Source organism: Flavobacterium gyeonganense (genome assembly GCF_029625295.1).
Taxonomy (GTDB): Bacteria; Bacteroidota; Bacteroidia; order Flavobacteriales; family Flavobacteriaceae; genus Flavobacterium; species Flavobacterium gyeonganense.
This window is the reverse complement of the sequence record NZ_CP121112.1, coordinates 2,364,902-2,382,603: the sequence shown is the minus strand read 5'-3', so window position 1 is coordinate 2,382,603 and position 17,702 is coordinate 2,364,902. Positions and strand designations below refer to the sequence as shown.

Sequence of the window (17,702 nt, the reverse complement as noted above, 5' to 3'; positions counted from 1 at the left end):
ATTATAACTATGAACGTTTCTACTATATTAATCATACTCTTAATTGGTGCCTTTGCCACTTATTTTTCTGGTGACAAACTAGCTTCAAAAGTTGCTTTGCTTTTCAGCTTAGCTGCTTTAGGATGTTCAATTGTATTATTGAATAATTATAATGCTGGCGAAAATATCAGCGTAATCAACAGCTGGATCACACAGCCTAAAATTTCTTTCGCTTTAAACGCTGACGGATTAGGTTTGGCAATGGTTTTACTTACTGTCGCTCTTACTCCTATTATTATATTTTCTTCTTTTGGAAATGAATACAGAAATTCAAAAGCTTTCTACGGATTAATTCTTTTCATGGCATTTGCTATGACAGGAACTTTCTTAGCTTCTGATGGACTTTTATATTATATTTTCTGGGAGTTAGCACTTATTCCAATCTACTTTATTGCTTTGATCTGGGGTAATGGTGATGCTGAAGAACGCAGAAAAGCAGTGGTTAAATTCTTTATTTACACGCTTGCTGGTTCATTATTCATGTTAACTGCATTTATTTATTTATCTCAAAAAGCAAACGGAAGTTTCTTAATCGAAGATTTATATAAAGTACAATTATCTGCTTGTGAGCAATTTTGGATTTTCTTGGCTTTCTTCTTAGCCTATGCTATTAAAATTCCAATTATTCCTTTCCATACCTGGCAGGCAAATGTGTACCAAAAAGCACCAACTGTTGGAACAATGCTTTTATCTGGTATCATGCTAAAAATGGGACTTTATAGTGTTATCAGATGGCAGTTACCAATTGCACCGCTTGCTGCTAAAGAATACATGTACATCTTTATTGCTTTAGGAATTGCTGGTGTAATCTACGGGTCTATCGTAGCGTTAAGACAAAATGACTTGAAAAAATTATTAGCTTATTCGTCTCTTGCACACGTTGGTTTAATTGCAGCTGGATCATACACTTTAACTCTTGATGGTTTAAGAGGTGCGGTTTTACAAATGATCGCTCACGGTTTTGTAGTTGTTGGATTATTCTTTGCTGCTGAAGTTGTTTTCAGAAGATTTGAAACCAGAGAAATTTCTAAATTGGGTGGAATCCGTACGCAATCCCCTAAACTTACCTCCATGTTTTTGATTTTAGTCTTAGCATCTGTTGCTTTGCCTGGTACATTTAACTTTGTTGGGGAATTTACAGTTTTATATAGTCTTTCCCAAGTTAATATCTGGTTTGCTCTTCTTGGAGGAACCACAATTATTTTAGGAGCTTACTATATGCTAAGAATGTTCCAGCATGTTATGTTAGGCGAAACCAATTCTAAGACTTTTGCAGATGTTACACTTAACGAAGGAATTTCATTTGCTGTAATCATTGCTGTTTTATTATTATTTGGCTTCTATCCAAAACCTATTACAGATCTGATTACACCAAGTTTAGAAACGATTTTAAACGTTATCAATAAAAATTAATATTTTAAATAAAAATAAATTAGGGGAGTTTTAGATTTCCTAAATCAAAAAAACAAAAATGAATACATTAATAGCTATAACAGGATTAGGTGTTTTCTGCCTATTGTTTGAAATTCTAAATTTTAGAAAGGGCATCGTTCCGTTTACCATTTTAGGTTTATTGGGTGTATTGGCGCTTAATTTTTATGAATTTGGATCAACAGAAAGTTACTACTACAACATGATAACAGTAAGTAAATTTTCTACTGCTTTTTCATCATTGTTTATCATCTTAACTATTTTTCTTGTAGCGTTAAGCCATAATTTTTATGAAAACCATCAGACAAAAATTTCTGATTTTATTGCCATAAAAATATTTTTATTAGCAGGTGCCGTTGCTATGGTTTCATTTGGAAACTTGGCGATGTTTTTCCTTGGAATTGAAATTTTGTCTATTGCACTTTATGTTCTTGCTGCAAGTGATCGTTTGAATCTGAAAAGTAACGAAGCCGGTATGAAATACTTTTTGATGGGATCATTCGCATCAGGAATCATCTTATTCGGAATTTGTTTGATTTACGGTGCTATGGGAAGTTTTGACGTAGTTGAAATCAGTGAATATTCCTTGTCTGCCGAATTGCCAATCTGGTTCCCTATCGGAATGATTTTGGTAACCATCGGAATGTTATTTAAGATAGCCGCAGTTCCTTTTCATTTTTGGGCTCCGGATGTTTACGAAGGTTCACCTGCATTAACCACAGCATTAATGAGTACTTTAGCAAAAGTGGTAGCGATTGCAACTTTATTCAAATTAATTTCAGGTTTAAATTTAATACCGTCTTTAGAAAATCAGGACCATTTAAACACTTTCGAGAATATCATCGTAATTATTTCAATTGCTTCGATGACTGTTGGTAACATTATGGCATTGCGTCAGGTAAATGTAAAGCGTATGCTGGCTTTCTCAGGAATTTCTCATGCCGGTTTTATGCTAATGACTTTCTTAACTGTAGCTACTTCTGCAGGAGTTTTATTGTACTATACTGCGGCTTATGCTTTGGCTGGGATTGCTGCTTTTAGTGTAATTTTATATGTATGTAAAAATCAGGACAACGAAGATATTACCAACTTTCACGGTTTAGGAAAAACAAATCCGTTATTGGCTGCAATATTAACCGGCTCCTTATTATCTATGGCCGGGATTCCAATTTTCTCAGGTTTTTTTGCCAAACTGTTTTTGTTTAATCAGACGATTCAGTCTGGTCATATTATCTTAGTGATAGTTGCTGTTATCAATTCTATCATTAGTGTTGGTTATTATTTCAAATTGATATTGGCTATGTATTCAAAAGAACCGAATCAGGAGCGTACCGGAAAACCATTTCTTATTTATGCAGTGGCAATTGTGTCAATTTCTTTGAATATAATTTTAGGTTTATTTCCTTCATTCGTTTTAGATTTATTGAATTAAAAACCTTTAATTTAAATACATCAAATCCATCCCCACAAGGATGGATTTTTAGTTTTAAGATGAATTTATTCAGAAGAAAAAATCATGTTAAAAAATTTGCAGAAACAATTGAACATCGAAAAAACTACTTATATTTGAGTACAAATAAATGTATTAGAAATATGAACTTTAATTCGAAAAATCCATTTTTAAGCGACAAACGTTTTTCTTCAAACGCTGTTTCAAAAGCCGAAGAAGTGCATCACGCACAAATTATTGATTACAATCAGGATATGACTATATCCGGAACTATCAATAAAACAGCTATTTTATTCTTATTGTTATGTGCCGGAGCAATGCTGACTTGGTGGATGGCATTTAACGGAATGAACGCCATGCTGCCGGCTATTGGTGGTGCTATTGTTGCCTTTGTTTTAGTTTTAATTTCAGCATTCAAGCCACAAGCTTCTCCTTATTTAGCTCCAGGTTATGCTTTGTTTGAAGGCTTGTTTATCGGAGGCATTTCTGCCATTTTCGAAGCTAGATTTCCTGGAATCGTAATTAATGCTGTTGGAGCAACTTTAGTCACTTTTTTAGTTTGTCTGGGATTATATAAATTTAAGATTGTAAAAGTAAATGAACAATTCAGATCAGTAGTTATTGCTGCTACGCTGGCAATTGCGACTTACTATTTAATATCCTGGATTGTTTCTATGTTTACAGACTACACGCCTGTTCATCATGGAAATTCATTGATGAGTATCGGAATTAGTGTTTTTGTAATCATTGTTGCTGCACTAAACCTATTTTTGGATTTTGACCAAATTGAAAAAGGTGCACAGCAAAGAATGCCAAAATTTATGGAATGGTACGGCGCTATGGGATTGATGATTACCTTAGTTTGGTTGTACATTGAATTCCTTAGATTATTATCAAAATTTGCAAGCAGAGATTAAATTTTTCCCAATAATTTAAAAGCCTTTTTGAAGTTCAAAAAGGCTTTTTTTATGCTGCTTCTTTTTCAAAAGCTATAAAATGTGATAAATTCCCTTTCAGGTTAAAAACAGGAAAACCATGAATGGTACAATTATAGGTTTCACCATTCTTTTTATAATTTAAAATTGTTTTTTTGAAAGGAATTTGTTTTTCGATTGCAATTTTAATTTCTTTTAAAACCGAAAGAGAAGTCATAGGCCCCTGAAACATTTTTGGATATTTCCCCAGGATTTCTTTTTCCGTATATCCCGTCATTTTATTAATTCCCTCAGAAGCAAAAATTATTTTTTGTTCCGAATCTGTAATCAACACAGCTTCATCTTTCAACCGTTGGTTAATATCTATGTGAGATATGTCCCATTTAAATTTATGGGAAATGTTTTTGATTCTTTTTAAGTCGGAAGAAAATGTTTTCAGTTCATTTATGGATTCATAATGAAAATCCCAGCAAAGTATCGGAACTGAATTGCAATTTAAGCCTGCTTCGGACTCATCGAAAATTTTTATATGGCCATTTACAGAATTCATAAAAACAATTTATATTCAAAATTAGCCGAAAATATTTTTAAACACACTCTTTTTGTATATTTAACAAGTTTAAATTCATTTTAAAATGCAAATTTTAACTGTACAACTACCTCTTTTTTTTGTTCTGTATTGAGGTTACTCAAGGAAATCCCCAATAATCGGACAGAATCTTTCATTCGTTCCTGATATAGCAGTTCTTCAACAGTTTCCATAATTAAGCTTTTATCAGAAATAAAATAAGGTAACGTTTTGCTTCTGGTTTGTTGCGTGAAATCGCTATATTTAATTTTAAGAGTGACCGTCTTTCCTGAAACATTGTATCTTTTTAGTCGCTTTTCCAACGAAACAGCTATTTTTTCAAGTTGTTCCAGCATAAAAATTTCTGATGTCAGATTAACATCAAAAGTATGTTCTGATGCAACCGATTTAGTATTTCGTGAAGGTTTTACTTCGCTATTATGTATCCCTCTGACAACGTAAAAATAAAACTTACCTGATTTACCAAAGTGCTTTTCTAAAAAATCAAGCGATTTGTTTTTTAAATCTAATCCTGTAAAAATACCCAATTGGTACATTTTTTCTGTCGTCACTTTTCCAACTCCATAAAATTTTCTGATCGGCAGTTCTTCTAAAAACGGAATTACCTCATCCGGATTTACCGTCTTCTGGCCATTGGGTTTATTGTAATCACTGGCAATTTTAGCTACAAATTTATTTATAGAAATGCCTGCAGAAGCTGTCAGCCCAACTTCATTTAAAATTCTTAATCGGATTTCCTGAGCTAATAAAGACGCGCTTGGATTTCCTTTTTTATTTTGGGTCACATCAAGATAAGCCTCATCAAGCGAAAGCGGCTCAACCATATCTGTGTATTCATGAAAAATCTTATGGATCTTAGACGAAATTTCTTTGTAACGGTCAAAACGAGGCCGGACAAATATGATTTCGGGACAATATTTCTTGGCTAAAACACCACTTATAGCACTTCTGACACCAAATTTTCTCGCCTCATAACTTGCTGCCGAAACGACACCTCTATTCTCTGAGCCTCCAACTGCAATAGGTTTTCCCCGTAAAACAGGATTATCCATTTGCTCTACCGAAGCATAAAAAGCATCCATATCAATGTGGATTATTTTTCGATAAACTGGAGTTTCAAACATACTACAAATTTAAAGAAGAACAGCTAATCTGAGTTATCAAAATTGATCAAATGTTTTTCATAAAATTCAAATTTTTATTTAATTCCTAATAAAAATCGTTTCAGGGACTAATAAAATTAAATTATTTGTATTTAAAATATCTCAATAAACGAGGTACTTATTTTCATTATTAAAAATTTAAGTATAAAAAAAAATAAAATAAGTTTTTTTATATATCAATCATTGCGAAAAATATTTTTATATATTTGCCGTACCGAAACGTATTACATAATACATTCCGTTAAAAGTGAATTGAAAATTACAAACAAAAAACAAGTTTTAAATATCAGGAAAGAAACGCATGAGTTCTTGAGATAAATCATAATGACTCTGCATATCTATAAATATTATCAGAAAACAAAAAGCCAGCATGCAATAGATGCAAGCATTTTGGGTTCATGATGAACTATCTAAACCAAAAAACCAATTGACCAATTAAATCACCTTCCCCCGGGTGATTTTTTTTGTTTTTGAAAATCACTATACTTCTAACCTAGCCCCGATAGGACTGAAAACCCTTTTGTGCCGGGGTTCGTCACAAAAGGTTGTAAGGAATAGCGGGACTGATGTTATGTTGAAACGAAATTATCTGCTCCTAAAAAAACAACTATTCTTCAAACAGCTCCATTAATTCCAAAGCCCGTTTTATTGATTTCACATTATCAAAAGTCAATAGCAAACGTAATCCGTTGACGGTTTGTTTCTCTTTCATTTTGCAGAGTGAGCTCTGTTTTTGAACAAAATTCAATACGTTCCTAAACTTAGCAGATTGATAATAATCTGATTGCTGATCGGATACAAAATAGCCAATCATTTTGCCTTGTTTAAGGACTAATTTCTCAATTCCGACTCTGGTTGCAATCCATTTAATTCGGATACTGTTCAATAAAGCAACGGCGGGTTTTGGCAATGGTCCAAAGCGATCGATTAATTTCTTCTCGTATTCCTGTAATCCGGCTTCATCTTTTATAGCGCCCAATTCGTTGTATAAAACCAAACGCTCTGAGACGTTATTGATATATTCATCCGGGAATAACAACTCGAAATCGGCATCGATCTGAATGTCTTTGACGTATTCTTTCGTATCAATATCATTTTCTTCCGGGTACAAATCCTTGAATTCGTTTTCTTTTAATTCCTCGATGGCTTCGTTCATGATTTTTTGGTACGTATCAAAACCAATTTCGTTGATGAAACCGCTTTGTTCGCCTCCTAATAAATCTCCTGCTCCACGAATCTCCAAATCTTTCATTGCGATGTTAAAACCGCTTCCGAGTTCGCTGAACTGCTCCAACGCCTGAATACGTTTTCTGGCATCTTCGGTCATGGATGAATACGGCGGGCAGATGAAGTAACAGAATGCTTTTTTGTTGCTTCGACCTACTCGACCACGCATTTGGTGCAGATCTGACAATCCAAAATTATTGGCATTGTTGATGAAAATCGTATTGGCATTTGGAACGTCCAAACCACTTTCGATGATGGTTGTTGCGACTAAAACATCAAAATCGCCGTTCATGAAACCTAACATCAATTCCTCTAGTTTGGCGCCTTCCATTTGTCCATGGCCAATTCCGACTCTTGCATTTGGCACCAAACGCTGAATCATTCCTGCCACTTCTTTGATATTTTCGATTCGGTTATTGATAAAGAAAACCTGTCCGTTTCTTTGAATTTCATACGAAATTGCATCGCGGATAATTTCTTCATTAAATCCAACTACATTCGTTTCTATCGGATAACGATTTGGCGGAGGCGTTGTAATTACCGATAAATCTCGCGCTGCCATTAATGAAAACTGAAGCGTTCTCGGAATTGGCGTTGCCGTTAAGGTCAGCGTATCCACATTCGCAGCAATCGTTTTTAATTTATCTTTTACGTTTACACCAAACTTTTGTTCCTCATCGACAATCAATAAACCTAAGTCTTTAAAAACGACATTTTTGTTCACTAATTGGTGTGTTCCAATAACAATATCCAGTTTTCCTTCGGCTAAATCTTTTAAAGTCTGGGCTTTTTGTTTGGCAGTTCTGAAACGGTTCAAGTACCCAATCGTAACAGGCATATCTTTTAAGCGTTCTGAAAAAGTCCTGAAATGCTGATACGCCAAAATGGTGGTCGGAACCAAAACTGCTACTTGTTTGCTGTTGTCAACCGCTTTAAAAGCAGCACGAATTGCAACTTCCGTTTTACCGAAACCAACGTCACCACAAACCAAACGATCCATTGGACGATCGCTTTCCATATCGGCTTTCACTTCTGCCGTCGATTTCATTTGGTCTGGTGTATCTTCATAAATAAACGAACTTTCTAATTCGTTTTGTAAATAACTGTCTGGCGCAAACTGAAAACCTTTTTCTAATCGGCGTTTCGCATACAACTGAATCAAGTTGAATGCAATATGTTTGACGCGCGCTTTGGTTTTCTGTTTTAAAACCTTCCAAGCGTTGGATCCAAGTTTATAGATTTTTGGAGGCGTTCCGTCTTTTCCGTTGTATTTTGAGATTTTATGAAGCGAGTGAATGCTCACATACACAATATCGTTATCAGCATAAACCAATTTTATGGCTTCCTGAGTTTTGCCTTCGACCTGGATTTTTTGCAATCCGCCAAATTTCCCGATTCCGTGATCGATATGCGTTACATAATCGCCTACAGAAAGTGCGGTTAATTCTTTTAAAGTGATATTCTGCTTTTTAGAATAACCATTTTTGATATTGAATTTATGATAACGCTCAAAAATCTGATGATCAGTATAAGCCGTAATCTGGTTTTCTTCATCAATAAAACCTTGGTATAAAGGCAGTACAATAGTATGATATTGCTTGCGGATATTTTCTGAATTGGCTTCATCTAAACTTTCAAAAATATCGTGAAAACGTTTTGCCTGTGTATCATTCGAACAAAACAAATAATTGATATATCCGTTAAAATGATTTTCGCTTAAATTATTCAGCAATAAATCAAATTGTTTGTTGAACGAAGGCTGAGGCTGAATATGAAATTCGAACTTTTTAGTCGTTTTATAAACGGGTCTTGAAGCCAATTCTATAACAGAAAAGTCCAAAGATCTTTTTATAAACGACGCCTGATTCAAAAACAATTGTTCTGGTGTAGCATGTTTTATTTCTTTCGACAATTTCTCAAAAGCTTCTTCTGCCCTTGCGAATTGTTTGTCTAACTGACTGAAAAGGCCGTCTGTATTTTGGATAAAAAGAACGGTTTTTTCTGCAATGTAATCTAAAAAGCTTTCGCGATTTTCCTGAAAAAGTTTGTTTTCGACATTCGGGATAATCGTGATTTTTTTATGCGTTTCAACCGATAACTGTGTTTCAACATCAAAAGTTCTGATGCTGTCTACTTCGTTTCCAAAAAATTCGATTCTGTATGGATGATCATTTGAAAAAGAAAATACATCGACAATTCCCCCACGAACCGAAAATTCTCCGGGTTCTGTAATAAAATCTACTCTTTTGAATTCGTATTCGAACAAAACTTCGTTGATAAAATCTATCGAAATTTTATCATTTAAAGCTACTTTTAAAGTGTTTTTATCGAGTTCTCTTCTAGTAACCACTTTTTCAAAAAGTGCCTCCGGATACGTAACAATTACAGCTGGTTTTTTACGGGAATTAATTCTATTTAAAACCTCAGCACGAAGCAAAACATTCGCATTATCAGTTTCATCAACCTGATACGGACGACGGAATGAGGCAGGATAAAACAAGACATCCTCTTCACCAATCATTTGTTCCAGATCGTTTAGATAATACGCGGCTTCTTCTTTATTGTCTAAAACAATTAAAAAAGGCAGTTCGGTTTTTTTGAAGACAGACCGGATTATAAATGAGACTGCAGATCCTAACAATCCGCTGATGTTCATTTTTATCTGATTCCCTTCCAGTAAACTTGTTGCAATCTGCTCAGCTTTTGGCAGATTATCATAGGTGGTATATAAGGCGTTTTTACTCAACTTTAGGTAAATTTTGATCTATTGGTGGCATCGAATTCGGGATTGCCCGGGCAGTATCTAACATTCTTAAAAAATCGGACTCCCCTTCTTCTTGCGGAATTTTGCTTTTTTCGACAATTTTATCCATTTGTCTTTGTAATGAAACTAATTCTTTATTGATTTCACCAATTAAAAAAGTAACTTTATCATCCGGAATTTTTTGCAAGTGAATGAATAAATCCATCATTTTTACTTTAGTAATCAAAATAGAAATTCGGCTTCTGATTTGAGGCTGATTGAATTGTGCAGGAATATTATTGTTTAATGCCATTGCCTTTTTTGCAATAGCAGCAGATTTTTTTTGAAATGCCCCAATCGTTTTTCTTGGTTTTCCACCCAGCTCTTTTAAAAATTCTCCCCACTCTTTCCAGTCAGTTGCATTTTTCTCTGAGATTTCATTGATTGGTTCGTCAATAAATGACCATTCTTTATTTATATTATTAAAAATGATTTCTTTCTTTTTTGCTTCTTTTTTGTTTTCTGCAAGACGTTTTTCATTTTCATCCTGACAGGAGTTCAGTATAAAAACTAAAAACAGAACAAGAGCTATTTTGTATTTCATATATTTTAAATTTATTTTTCAATGCCCCTATATGATATCACCTTTCATTTATTACTGCCTGAGTAAACTTTTGTTAATGGCGATTTCAACGTTGTAAAACATTAAGCTACAAAGTTACAAGTAAATTTATAATTATGAATTTTGATTTACAACCATTTTATCTAAGCTTAATGAAACTGCATTGAAACGAATTAAACAAAAATTGATAATATTTGTTGTTAAATCCATAATTTAACATTATAAAAAGAACCATTATTTACGAATAAACTATATTTGCTCTTTAAATCTATTTAAATGAATCCAAAAATATTAATTATTGGTGCTTGTGGTCAAATTGGGACAGAACTGACTTTGAAACTGCGTAAAATATACGGAACAGAAAATGTGATTGCTTCTGATATCAGAAAATTAAATACAGATGTGGTTAATTCAGGTCCGTTTGAAGTAATTAATGCTTTGGATTTTAATCAAATTGAGCATCTGGTAGAAGTTCATCACATTACTGACATTTATTTAATGGCCGCTCTTTTATCTGCAACAGCCGAAAAAAATCCTGCTTTTGCCTGGGATTTGAACATGAACTCTTTATTTCATGTTTTGAATCTGGCTAAAGCCAAAAAAATTCAGAAGATATTCTGGCCATCCAGCATTGCTGTTTTTGGTCCCACAACCCCAAAAGAAAATACACCTCAATACACGATTATGGAACCTTCAACGGTTTACGGAATCAGTAAACAAGCCGGCGAGAGATGGTGCGAATACTATCATAATATTTACGGAGTTGATGTTCGCAGTATCCGTTATCCCGGTTTAATCAGCTGGTCAACGCCTCCCGGAGGCGGAACTACAGATTATGCTGTTGATATTTTTCATAAAGCTATTGCCGATAAAAAATATGAGTGCTTTTTGTCATCAGAAACCAAAATGCCGATGATGTATATGGATGATGCCATTGATGCCACAATCAATATTATGAAGGCCCCTGTTGAAGAAATCAAGATACACTCTTCTTATAATTTAGCTGCTATGAGTTTCACACCAACTGAAATTGCGGCTGAAATTAAAAAACACATTCCGGAATTTGAAATCACTTACAATCCGGATTTCCGTCAGAAAATTGCGGACAGCTGGCCAGCAAGTATTGATGATTCTGATGCCAGAAAAGACTGGAACTGGAATCATAAGTTTGATTTAGAATCGATGACAAAAGATATGCTGGAGCATTTGGGTTAACTTGACTTATCCTAAAATAAAAGTCCCGTTTAGTATTTCTAAACGGGACTTTTTATATTCTAACTTGAAGATTATTTTACTTCAAAAACATTATTAGCAGCTTTCACATCAGCCATTAATCCACTTGGATCTATAGTGATTTTTTTGATTGACGCTTTGTTTTTGTCAATTGTAAAACTATAGTTTTGCTGTGCCCAGGCCCAATCCTCTAAAACAGTTCTTTTTTCGTTTGGATTCGGATTTGGTTTAATGAAATTCATCATTCGCAATGGGATATAGAATGTCTCGGAAGTCCCGTCTGTGTAATCCACTTTTAAATCAATTGGCATTGGCATTCTTCCGATTCTTTCTAAAGTAACGATTGCTTTTCCTGAATTATCAGCAACGTCTTTAATTCCATAATCAATCGTATTGGTTGTTTGTGCCCAGTCTGTCAGATACCAGTCTAATTCTGCTCCTGAAACTCTTTCAGCCGTTCTTTTGATATCGTTTGGAGTTGGATGTTTGAATTTAAAATCGTTGAAATATCTCTTTAAAGTAGCATCAACATTCTCTTTTCCGATAACATATTCCAACTGCGAAAGGAAAATACTTCCTTTGATATAAGAAGAAATACTGTAAGGTCTATTTTCGTCATAACGGTCACCATGAGTTGTCTGAGGCTGTTCTTTACCTGAATTTACTAAGCTGTAATAAGCCGCATAATTACCTTTAAATGGATTTGAGACTTTTTTATCTCCCGCTAATTCATTCAAAGCACTGTCTTCGATATAGGTTGTAAAACCTTCATCCATCCACGGATGCTTTGACTCATTTGAAGCCAGGATATGCTGAAACCAGGAATGTCCTAATTCGTGAGTTGCCGTTCCGAGGATTCCCTCAAGAGTTCCGTTTCCTAACATCAGTGTACACATGGCATATTCCATTCCGCCATCTCCACCCTGAATAAAGGAGTATTGTTTGTACGGATATGATCCAACTTTTTGATTGTAGTAATCCATCACCTTTACCATTAAAGGTTCTAGTTGTTTCCAGTTTGCAGTGGTTTTTTCATTGTTTTTGTAAAAGAAATGCAAATCAACATCGTTTGGCCCTTTTACAATATCATGAGTGTATTCCTTGTCAGCCGCCCAAGTAAAATCATGAACATTTGGCGCGATAAAATGCCAGGTAAGTGTTTTTGTTTTTTTAGGATAAACCACTTTTACTCCTTCATCTTCGTAGCCATGACCAATTGAGTTTTTATCCTGCAGATATCCTGAACCACCAATCGTGTAGTCTTTATCAATGGTGATTTTTACATCAAAATTACCCCAAACACCGTGGAATTCCCTTGCAATGTAAGGATCAGCATGCCAACCTTCAAAATCAAATTCAGCTAATTTTGGATACCATTGCGACATGGAAAGCTCAACTCCTTCAGAATTATTCCTTCCCGAACGACGAACCTGTACCGGAACCTGCCCGTCAAAATCTAACGTAAAAGTCGATTTAGAATTCGGTAAAATTGGTTTTACCAAAGTTACTTCTAAGATTGTTCCCGAAACTCTTGTCTGAGCAACAGAGCCATCTTGTTTAAAGTTCGTAATTTTTAAATAACCAATTTCATTTGGTTTCAGATTTTCTATTCGGCTTTGTTTTACTTCTTTTCCATCAGTTCCTTTTGTCTTTGTTACCATTCTCCCATCCGGATCTTTTATAAAATGCAAACGGGCGTCCATTTCACTTCCCGGCTGAAAAGCATTTGGAAATAAATGATAAAATACTTTTCGCAAAGTATCTGCAGAGTTATTCGTATAAACCAATTCCTGTTTTCCTTTATATTGATAGTTTTTTACATCCATCGAAACCTCCATTTTATAATCTGCATGCTGCTGCCAGTATGGGGTGTTTTGTGCAAAAGCTGTATTTAAACCAAAACTCAAAAAAGAAAGAAGAGCAATTTTTTTCATTACGATATTATTTAAAAAACTACAAGTTTACAAAAGTGATCTTGTAAACTTGCAGTTTGATTATTAAAAACGATAAAATTTATTTTTTTGACATTTTCTCAGCCATCAATAAAGCATTGTAAGCATTAACCATTTTAGCAGTTTTTGATGATTCTGTAGCAGAGACTGCTTCTGGTTTCTCTTCGCCTAAAACCACTTTTTCAGGAAGGGCCACTCCGGATTCCATTAAAATCTTTTTAACCTGAGCCGCTTTTAGCTTTGGATAATAGGAACGAATTAGCGCAGCGACACCGGCAGCGTTTGGAGATGCCATTGAAGTTCCCTGCAAATATTTGTATTTATTGTTTGGGACTGTTGCATAAATTTCTTCACCCGGAGCAAAAACATCTACATTTAATTTTCCAAAATTAGAAAACCCGGCTACTACATTTTGACCATACGATTTATTAATAGCTCCAATTGTAATTAGATTGTCTGCAAATTCTTTAACATTATCTTCAGAGTCATTTGGATAATTAATGTTTTGCTTCTCATCAATATTATAACCATCGTTACCAGCTGCATGAACAATCAATACATCTTTTTTTGCTGCATATTTAATGGCATCATACACCCATTGTTTATGTGGTGAGAAGCTTTTTCCGAAACTTCCGTTAATTACTTTTGCACCATTATCAACCGCATAACGAATTGCCAAAGCAATATCTTTATCATATTCGTCTCCATCAGGAACCGCTCTTACAGTCAGAATTTCAACATTGTTTGCAACTCCGTCTCCACCTAAATTATTACCACGAACCTGTGCAATAATTCCGGCAACATGGGTTCCGTGTAATGCTTTTTCTTTATCCGGACCAAATACAATATTATTTCCGTATTTAGTGCTTTTTATATCTTCTGCATTATCACCTAAAACTTTTCTTCCGTCAAAATCTTTATTTAAATTGAAATTCAATTCATCATAAACATGTTCTCTGTAATCTTCCAATTCAGTTTCCGGATTAAATGTTGGTCCTGCATTGGTAAAAATCTGTGTCATTACCATTTTGCTTCTGGCTACCTTTGGATCAGTTGAAGTAATTGAATTTAAATCTTCGCTTTTGTATTCTTTTTTATTTAAAGCTGTTTGTATGGTTTTGTGAACATCCAGTAAAAAATCTACTTGCTCTTTATCTTTTAACGCTTTTTCATATTTTTCTGTGTATTGCGCTAAAGCCTGTTTATATTGCTCAGAACCGTCATCTACTTTTTTAACGATACGGGTCATTTCAAGGTTTTCGTTGACAACATCCCCCAGAAAATTCCATCCGTTGATGTCATCAATGTAACCATTTTTATCATCATCGATTCCATTGCCCGGAATTTCCTTTGGATTTGTCCATATTACTCCCTTTAAATCTTCGTGTTCGATGTCAACTCCTGAATCTACAACTCCAACAATTACTTTTTTACCTGTTTTTCCTTGAAGCAATTCAGCATAAGCTTTGTCTACACTCATTCCAGGAATTGAATCTTTGATTAAATCAAGATGACTCCATCTTTTTAGTTCATTTTCAGTAACTGGTGCTTTTTTAACAACAGCTGCGGGAGCAGTTATAAATTCTTTTGAAGCTGAAACCTGCGCCTGCAAAGTGGCACTGCAGCCTGCTAAAACAAGTAATGCAAAAGCAGATAAATTAAGTGGTTTTATATTGTTCATGTATCTAATTATAAAATATAAGTTAAAGATGGGACTAAATTATGATATTTTGTTACAAAAAACTAACTGTTAACACTGTGTTATGAATTTTGTTTCTGAAATAAATATTTTAAAATTAGCCTAAACAATTATAAACTGGACATATAACATTTATTAAATAAGGAAATGACTTATAATTTGTATCATTGCAAACTGAAACTCTTAATGAAATTTATGAAAACAAAACTACTTTTTATTCTCTTACTTGCCAATTTTTCTATTTATGCACAATCTTCAGATATTCCGGATTATATCCCTTCGGCTGGCCTTCTTGCCTATTATCCATTTAATGGAAATGCAAATGATATCAGCGGAAATGGTTCTCATGGAATTCCTGTAGATGTTGAACAAACCCAAGATAGATTTGGACAGCGCAGGAGCGCTTATTATTTTAATGGAACAAGCAGTAATATCGAAGCCGATGTAAAAAACTATCCTTTGAAAGGAGGATCACGAACCATTACGGGATGGTTTAAAGCTGATATCCCATATGTATCAGAAGAACTTGATTTTTGTCTTTTGAACTATGGAAATGTATCTGACCCGAATTATTGGTTTAAAATTAGTTTTTATCGCAAAGGATATTTAGACATACAATTTGACTCCAAAACTTTTTCATCACAGGACGATTATTTTAACAATGAATGGACATTTTTTGCAATGGTCTTTGATGACCCAACGAACACCTTTTCATTGTATATAAATAATCAATTAAAGTTAAGTGGATCTGCTGATTTGTACACTAATGGGTTTGGAAATCTTTTTAGAATAGGAAAGAATAAATCAAATAATTTCTTTGAAGGTTCTATAGATGATATCGGAATTTGGAATCGTGTTTTAACATCACAGGAAATTACTGCAATATATAATGCCCCAAAACCAATCTTATATACCTTAATTCCTGATCTTAATTTTGAAAACAAATTAATTGAATTGGGCTTTGATGAAGGGATTCCTGACGGAAAAATTCTAAAAGAGAATATCCAATCTCAAACATCTTTGAATGTATCATCAAGTAATATTTCTGATTTAACAGGAATTGAAGATTTTGAAGATTTGAAGTATTTCAATTGTACGAATAATAATTTGACTACTATTAATCTTTCTAAAAATGACTCATTGAGAGAGTTAAATTGTGCTAATAACAAAATTTCATTATTAAATTTAGAAAAGAACTTAAAATTAGGCAATCTTCATATATCAAATAACAAGTTATCAAGTCTCAATTTAACTAAAAATGATTCTATATATGCAATACATGCAGAGAGAAATATTTTAACTACTTTAAATGTATCTAAAAATAAAAAATTAACTTATCTTAACATTTCACACAATAAACTTTCTACGTTAGATGTTTCTGAAAACACATTGCTTAAAGTTCTTGATATAAGCTCAAACAACCTGACGGGTTTAAATCTTAAAAATGGTAATAACCTACTTTTAGAAAATTCGGTAAATTTTACAGAAAACCCAAATCTAAGTTGTATTCAGGTTGACGATGCAGAATATTCAAATACTAATTGGGCCACTTTTAAAGATGCAACTGCAACCTATAATACCAATTGCACTGTAGAATATATAACATTAAAAGACAGTCATTTTGAACAAAAATTAATTGATTTAGGAATTGATACCGATGGTTTAAATGGCAAAATTTCCAGTTCAGATATAAGTGCTGTTACTTCTTTAGACCTTTCAAACAGTAACATCACAGATTTATCGGGTATTGAAAATTTCACATCTCTGACAAATTTAGACTGCAGTAACAATCAAATAACAAATCTGAATCTTTCTTATAATCTTCTTTTGGAGAGATTGATTGCGTTTTCCAATCAAATTACGTCGTTGGATTTATCTAAAAACAGCAAACTTACAATTGTATATGTTGTATCAAATCCTCTGGTATTTTTGAATCTGCAAAACGGAAATAATACAAACATGATTATACTCAATGTGACCGGAAAAAACGCTGCAAGCTACGCTACTTCTTTTCTTGGACTCAATCAACTTGCCTGTATTAAAGTAGACGATGCTGCTTTTTCAAACACCAACTGGTCTAAGATTAAAGAGACTTCAACTACTTACTCTACAAGTTGTTCTTTAGGAATTGAAGATTCTGTTTTTGATAAAGTAACACTCTATCCAAATCCAACAAAAGACGAAGTTACTATTGCAAATATTTCGTTAGAAAAAGCAACAGTTTATAATACATTAGGACAATTGGTAAAATCTTTTACTTTGAACTCAGGCGATTCTAATAATACAATTAGCTTATCCGGATTGCCAAAAGGAGTTTATTTTGTGTACTTAATAAATAAGGATACTGCCACTGTTAAAAAAGTTATAGTGGAATAGTTTACAATTCATAAAACCAAAAATCCCGTTTCAAATAATGAAAACGGGATTTTTTTATGAATGTGTTTTTCCTTGTAAATATTACCTCTAACCTTATTCTTAAAGTCTGATATCCAAATAAATAGACTATATATAAATAAAATTAGTCTTATATTTTTTCTTAAAATCAGTAGGTAATCACCAGATACTTCTGTACAGATTTTAACTTAGATACAAAATATGACCTCTCTTTAGATTTTTTCA

The 17,702-nt window shown here is 33.6% G+C and carries 11 protein-coding genes; 5 read left to right on the top strand and 6 right to left on the bottom strand.

Annotated elements, in window-relative coordinates:
- The first annotated feature begins 9 nt into the window (after positions 1 to 9).
- The 3 genes from P5P89_RS10365 to P5P89_RS10355 all read left to right on the top strand — a co-directional run bounded on the left by P5P89_RS10365 (position 10) and on the right by P5P89_RS10355 (position 3,837).
- Positions 10 to 1,452 carry a complex I subunit 4 family protein gene (locus P5P89_RS10365; RefSeq protein WP_278011838.1) on the top strand — a complete coding sequence of 481 codons (1,443 nt, stop codon included), beginning with the start codon at positions 10 to 12 and terminating at the stop codon, positions 1,450 to 1,452.
- 58 nt (positions 1,453 to 1,510) lie between these two features.
- Entirely contained in the window at positions 1,511 to 2,902 is a 1,392-nt protein-coding gene (locus P5P89_RS10360) for an NADH-quinone oxidoreductase subunit N (protein WP_278011837.1), read from the top strand.
- Positions 2,903 to 3,063: 161 nt separating this feature from the next.
- Entirely contained in the window at positions 3,064 to 3,837 is a 774-nt protein-coding gene (locus tag P5P89_RS10355) for a Bax inhibitor-1/YccA family protein (protein ID WP_278011836.1), read from the top strand.
- Positions 3,838 to 3,886: 49 nt separating this feature from the next.
- Here the strand turns inward: P5P89_RS10355 and P5P89_RS10350 are convergent, their stop codons facing one another.
- The 4 genes from P5P89_RS10350 to P5P89_RS10335 form a co-directional block, all read right to left on the bottom strand.
- Entirely contained in the window at positions 3,887 to 4,405 is a 519-nt protein-coding gene (locus P5P89_RS10350; protein ID WP_278011835.1) for a PAS domain-containing protein, read from the bottom strand.
- An 80-nt stretch (positions 4,406 to 4,485) separates the two neighbouring features.
- Positions 4,486 to 5,568 carry a DNA polymerase IV gene (gene dinB / locus P5P89_RS10345; protein ID WP_278011834.1) on the bottom strand — a complete coding sequence of 361 codons (1,083 nt, stop codon included), beginning with the start codon at positions 5,566 to 5,568 and terminating at the stop codon, positions 4,486 to 4,488.
- 646 nt (positions 5,569 to 6,214) lie between these two features.
- A complete protein-coding gene (gene mfd / locus P5P89_RS10340; RefSeq protein WP_278011833.1) occupies positions 6,215 to 9,580 on the bottom strand; it encodes a transcription-repair coupling factor in 3,366 nt (1,121 codons plus the stop codon).
- Positions 9,573 to 10,181, bottom strand: coding sequence for a hypothetical protein (locus P5P89_RS10335; protein ID WP_278011832.1), 609 nt, complete (start codon positions 10,179 to 10,181; stop codon positions 9,573 to 9,575). The genes mfd and P5P89_RS10335 overlap by 8 nt, the downstream gene beginning before the upstream one ends.
- Before the next feature lie 294 nt (positions 10,182 to 10,475).
- Between P5P89_RS10335 and P5P89_RS10330 the strand changes: the two genes are divergently transcribed.
- A complete protein-coding gene (locus P5P89_RS10330) occupies positions 10,476 to 11,414 on the top strand; it encodes an L-threonine 3-dehydrogenase (RefSeq protein ID WP_278011831.1) in 939 nt (312 codons plus the stop codon).
- A gap of 71 nt (positions 11,415 to 11,485) precedes the next feature.
- Here P5P89_RS10330 and P5P89_RS10325 read toward each other — a convergent pair whose 3' ends face one another.
- Complete coding sequence (locus tag P5P89_RS10325; RefSeq protein ID WP_278011830.1) at positions 11,486 to 13,366, bottom strand: M1 family metallopeptidase; 1,881 nt, start codon at positions 13,364 to 13,366, stop codon at positions 11,486 to 11,488.
- Positions 13,367 to 13,445: 79 nt separating this feature from the next.
- A complete protein-coding gene (locus P5P89_RS10320; protein ID WP_278011829.1) occupies positions 13,446 to 15,065 on the bottom strand; it encodes a S8 family peptidase in 1,620 nt (539 codons plus the stop codon).
- A gap of 213 nt (positions 15,066 to 15,278) precedes the next feature.
- Between P5P89_RS10320 and P5P89_RS10315 the strand changes: the two genes are divergently transcribed.
- Complete coding sequence (locus P5P89_RS10315) at positions 15,279 to 17,459, top strand: LamG-like jellyroll fold domain-containing protein (protein WP_278011828.1); 2,181 nt, start codon at positions 15,279 to 15,281, stop codon at positions 17,457 to 17,459.
- The last annotated feature ends 243 nt before the right edge of the window (positions 17,460 to 17,702 follow it).

Excerpts from the sequence above, each read along its gene's own strand:
- P5P89_RS10365 (WP_278011838.1), top strand. The coding sequence starts at position 10 with ATGAACGTTTCTACTATATTAATCATACTCTTAATTGGTGCCTTTGCC.
- P5P89_RS10360 (WP_278011837.1), top strand. The coding sequence starts at position 1,511 with ATGAATACATTAATAGCTATAACAGGATTAGGTGTTTTCTGCCTATTG.
- P5P89_RS10355 (WP_278011836.1), top strand. The coding sequence starts at position 3,064 with ATGAACTTTAATTCGAAAAATCCATTTTTAAGCGACAAACGTTTTTCT.
- P5P89_RS10350 (WP_278011835.1), bottom strand. The coding sequence starts at position 4,405 with ATGAATTCTGTAAATGGCCATATAAAAATTTTCGATGAGTCCGAAGCA.
- dinB (WP_278011834.1), bottom strand. The coding sequence starts at position 5,568 with ATGTTTGAAACTCCAGTTTATCGAAAAATAATCCACATTGATATGGAT.
- P5P89_RS10335 (WP_278011832.1), bottom strand. The coding sequence starts at position 10,181 with ATGAAATACAAAATAGCTCTTGTTCTGTTTTTAGTTTTTATACTGAAC.
- P5P89_RS10330 (WP_278011831.1), top strand. The coding sequence starts at position 10,476 with ATGAATCCAAAAATATTAATTATTGGTGCTTGTGGTCAAATTGGGACA.
- P5P89_RS10325 (WP_278011830.1), bottom strand. The coding sequence starts at position 13,366 with ATGAAAAAAATTGCTCTTCTTTCTTTTTTGAGTTTTGGTTTAAATACA.
- P5P89_RS10320 (WP_278011829.1), bottom strand. The coding sequence starts at position 15,065 with ATGAACAATATAAAACCACTTAATTTATCTGCTTTTGCATTACTTGTT.
- P5P89_RS10315 (WP_278011828.1), top strand. The coding sequence starts at position 15,279 with ATGAAAACAAAACTACTTTTTATTCTCTTACTTGCCAATTTTTCTATT.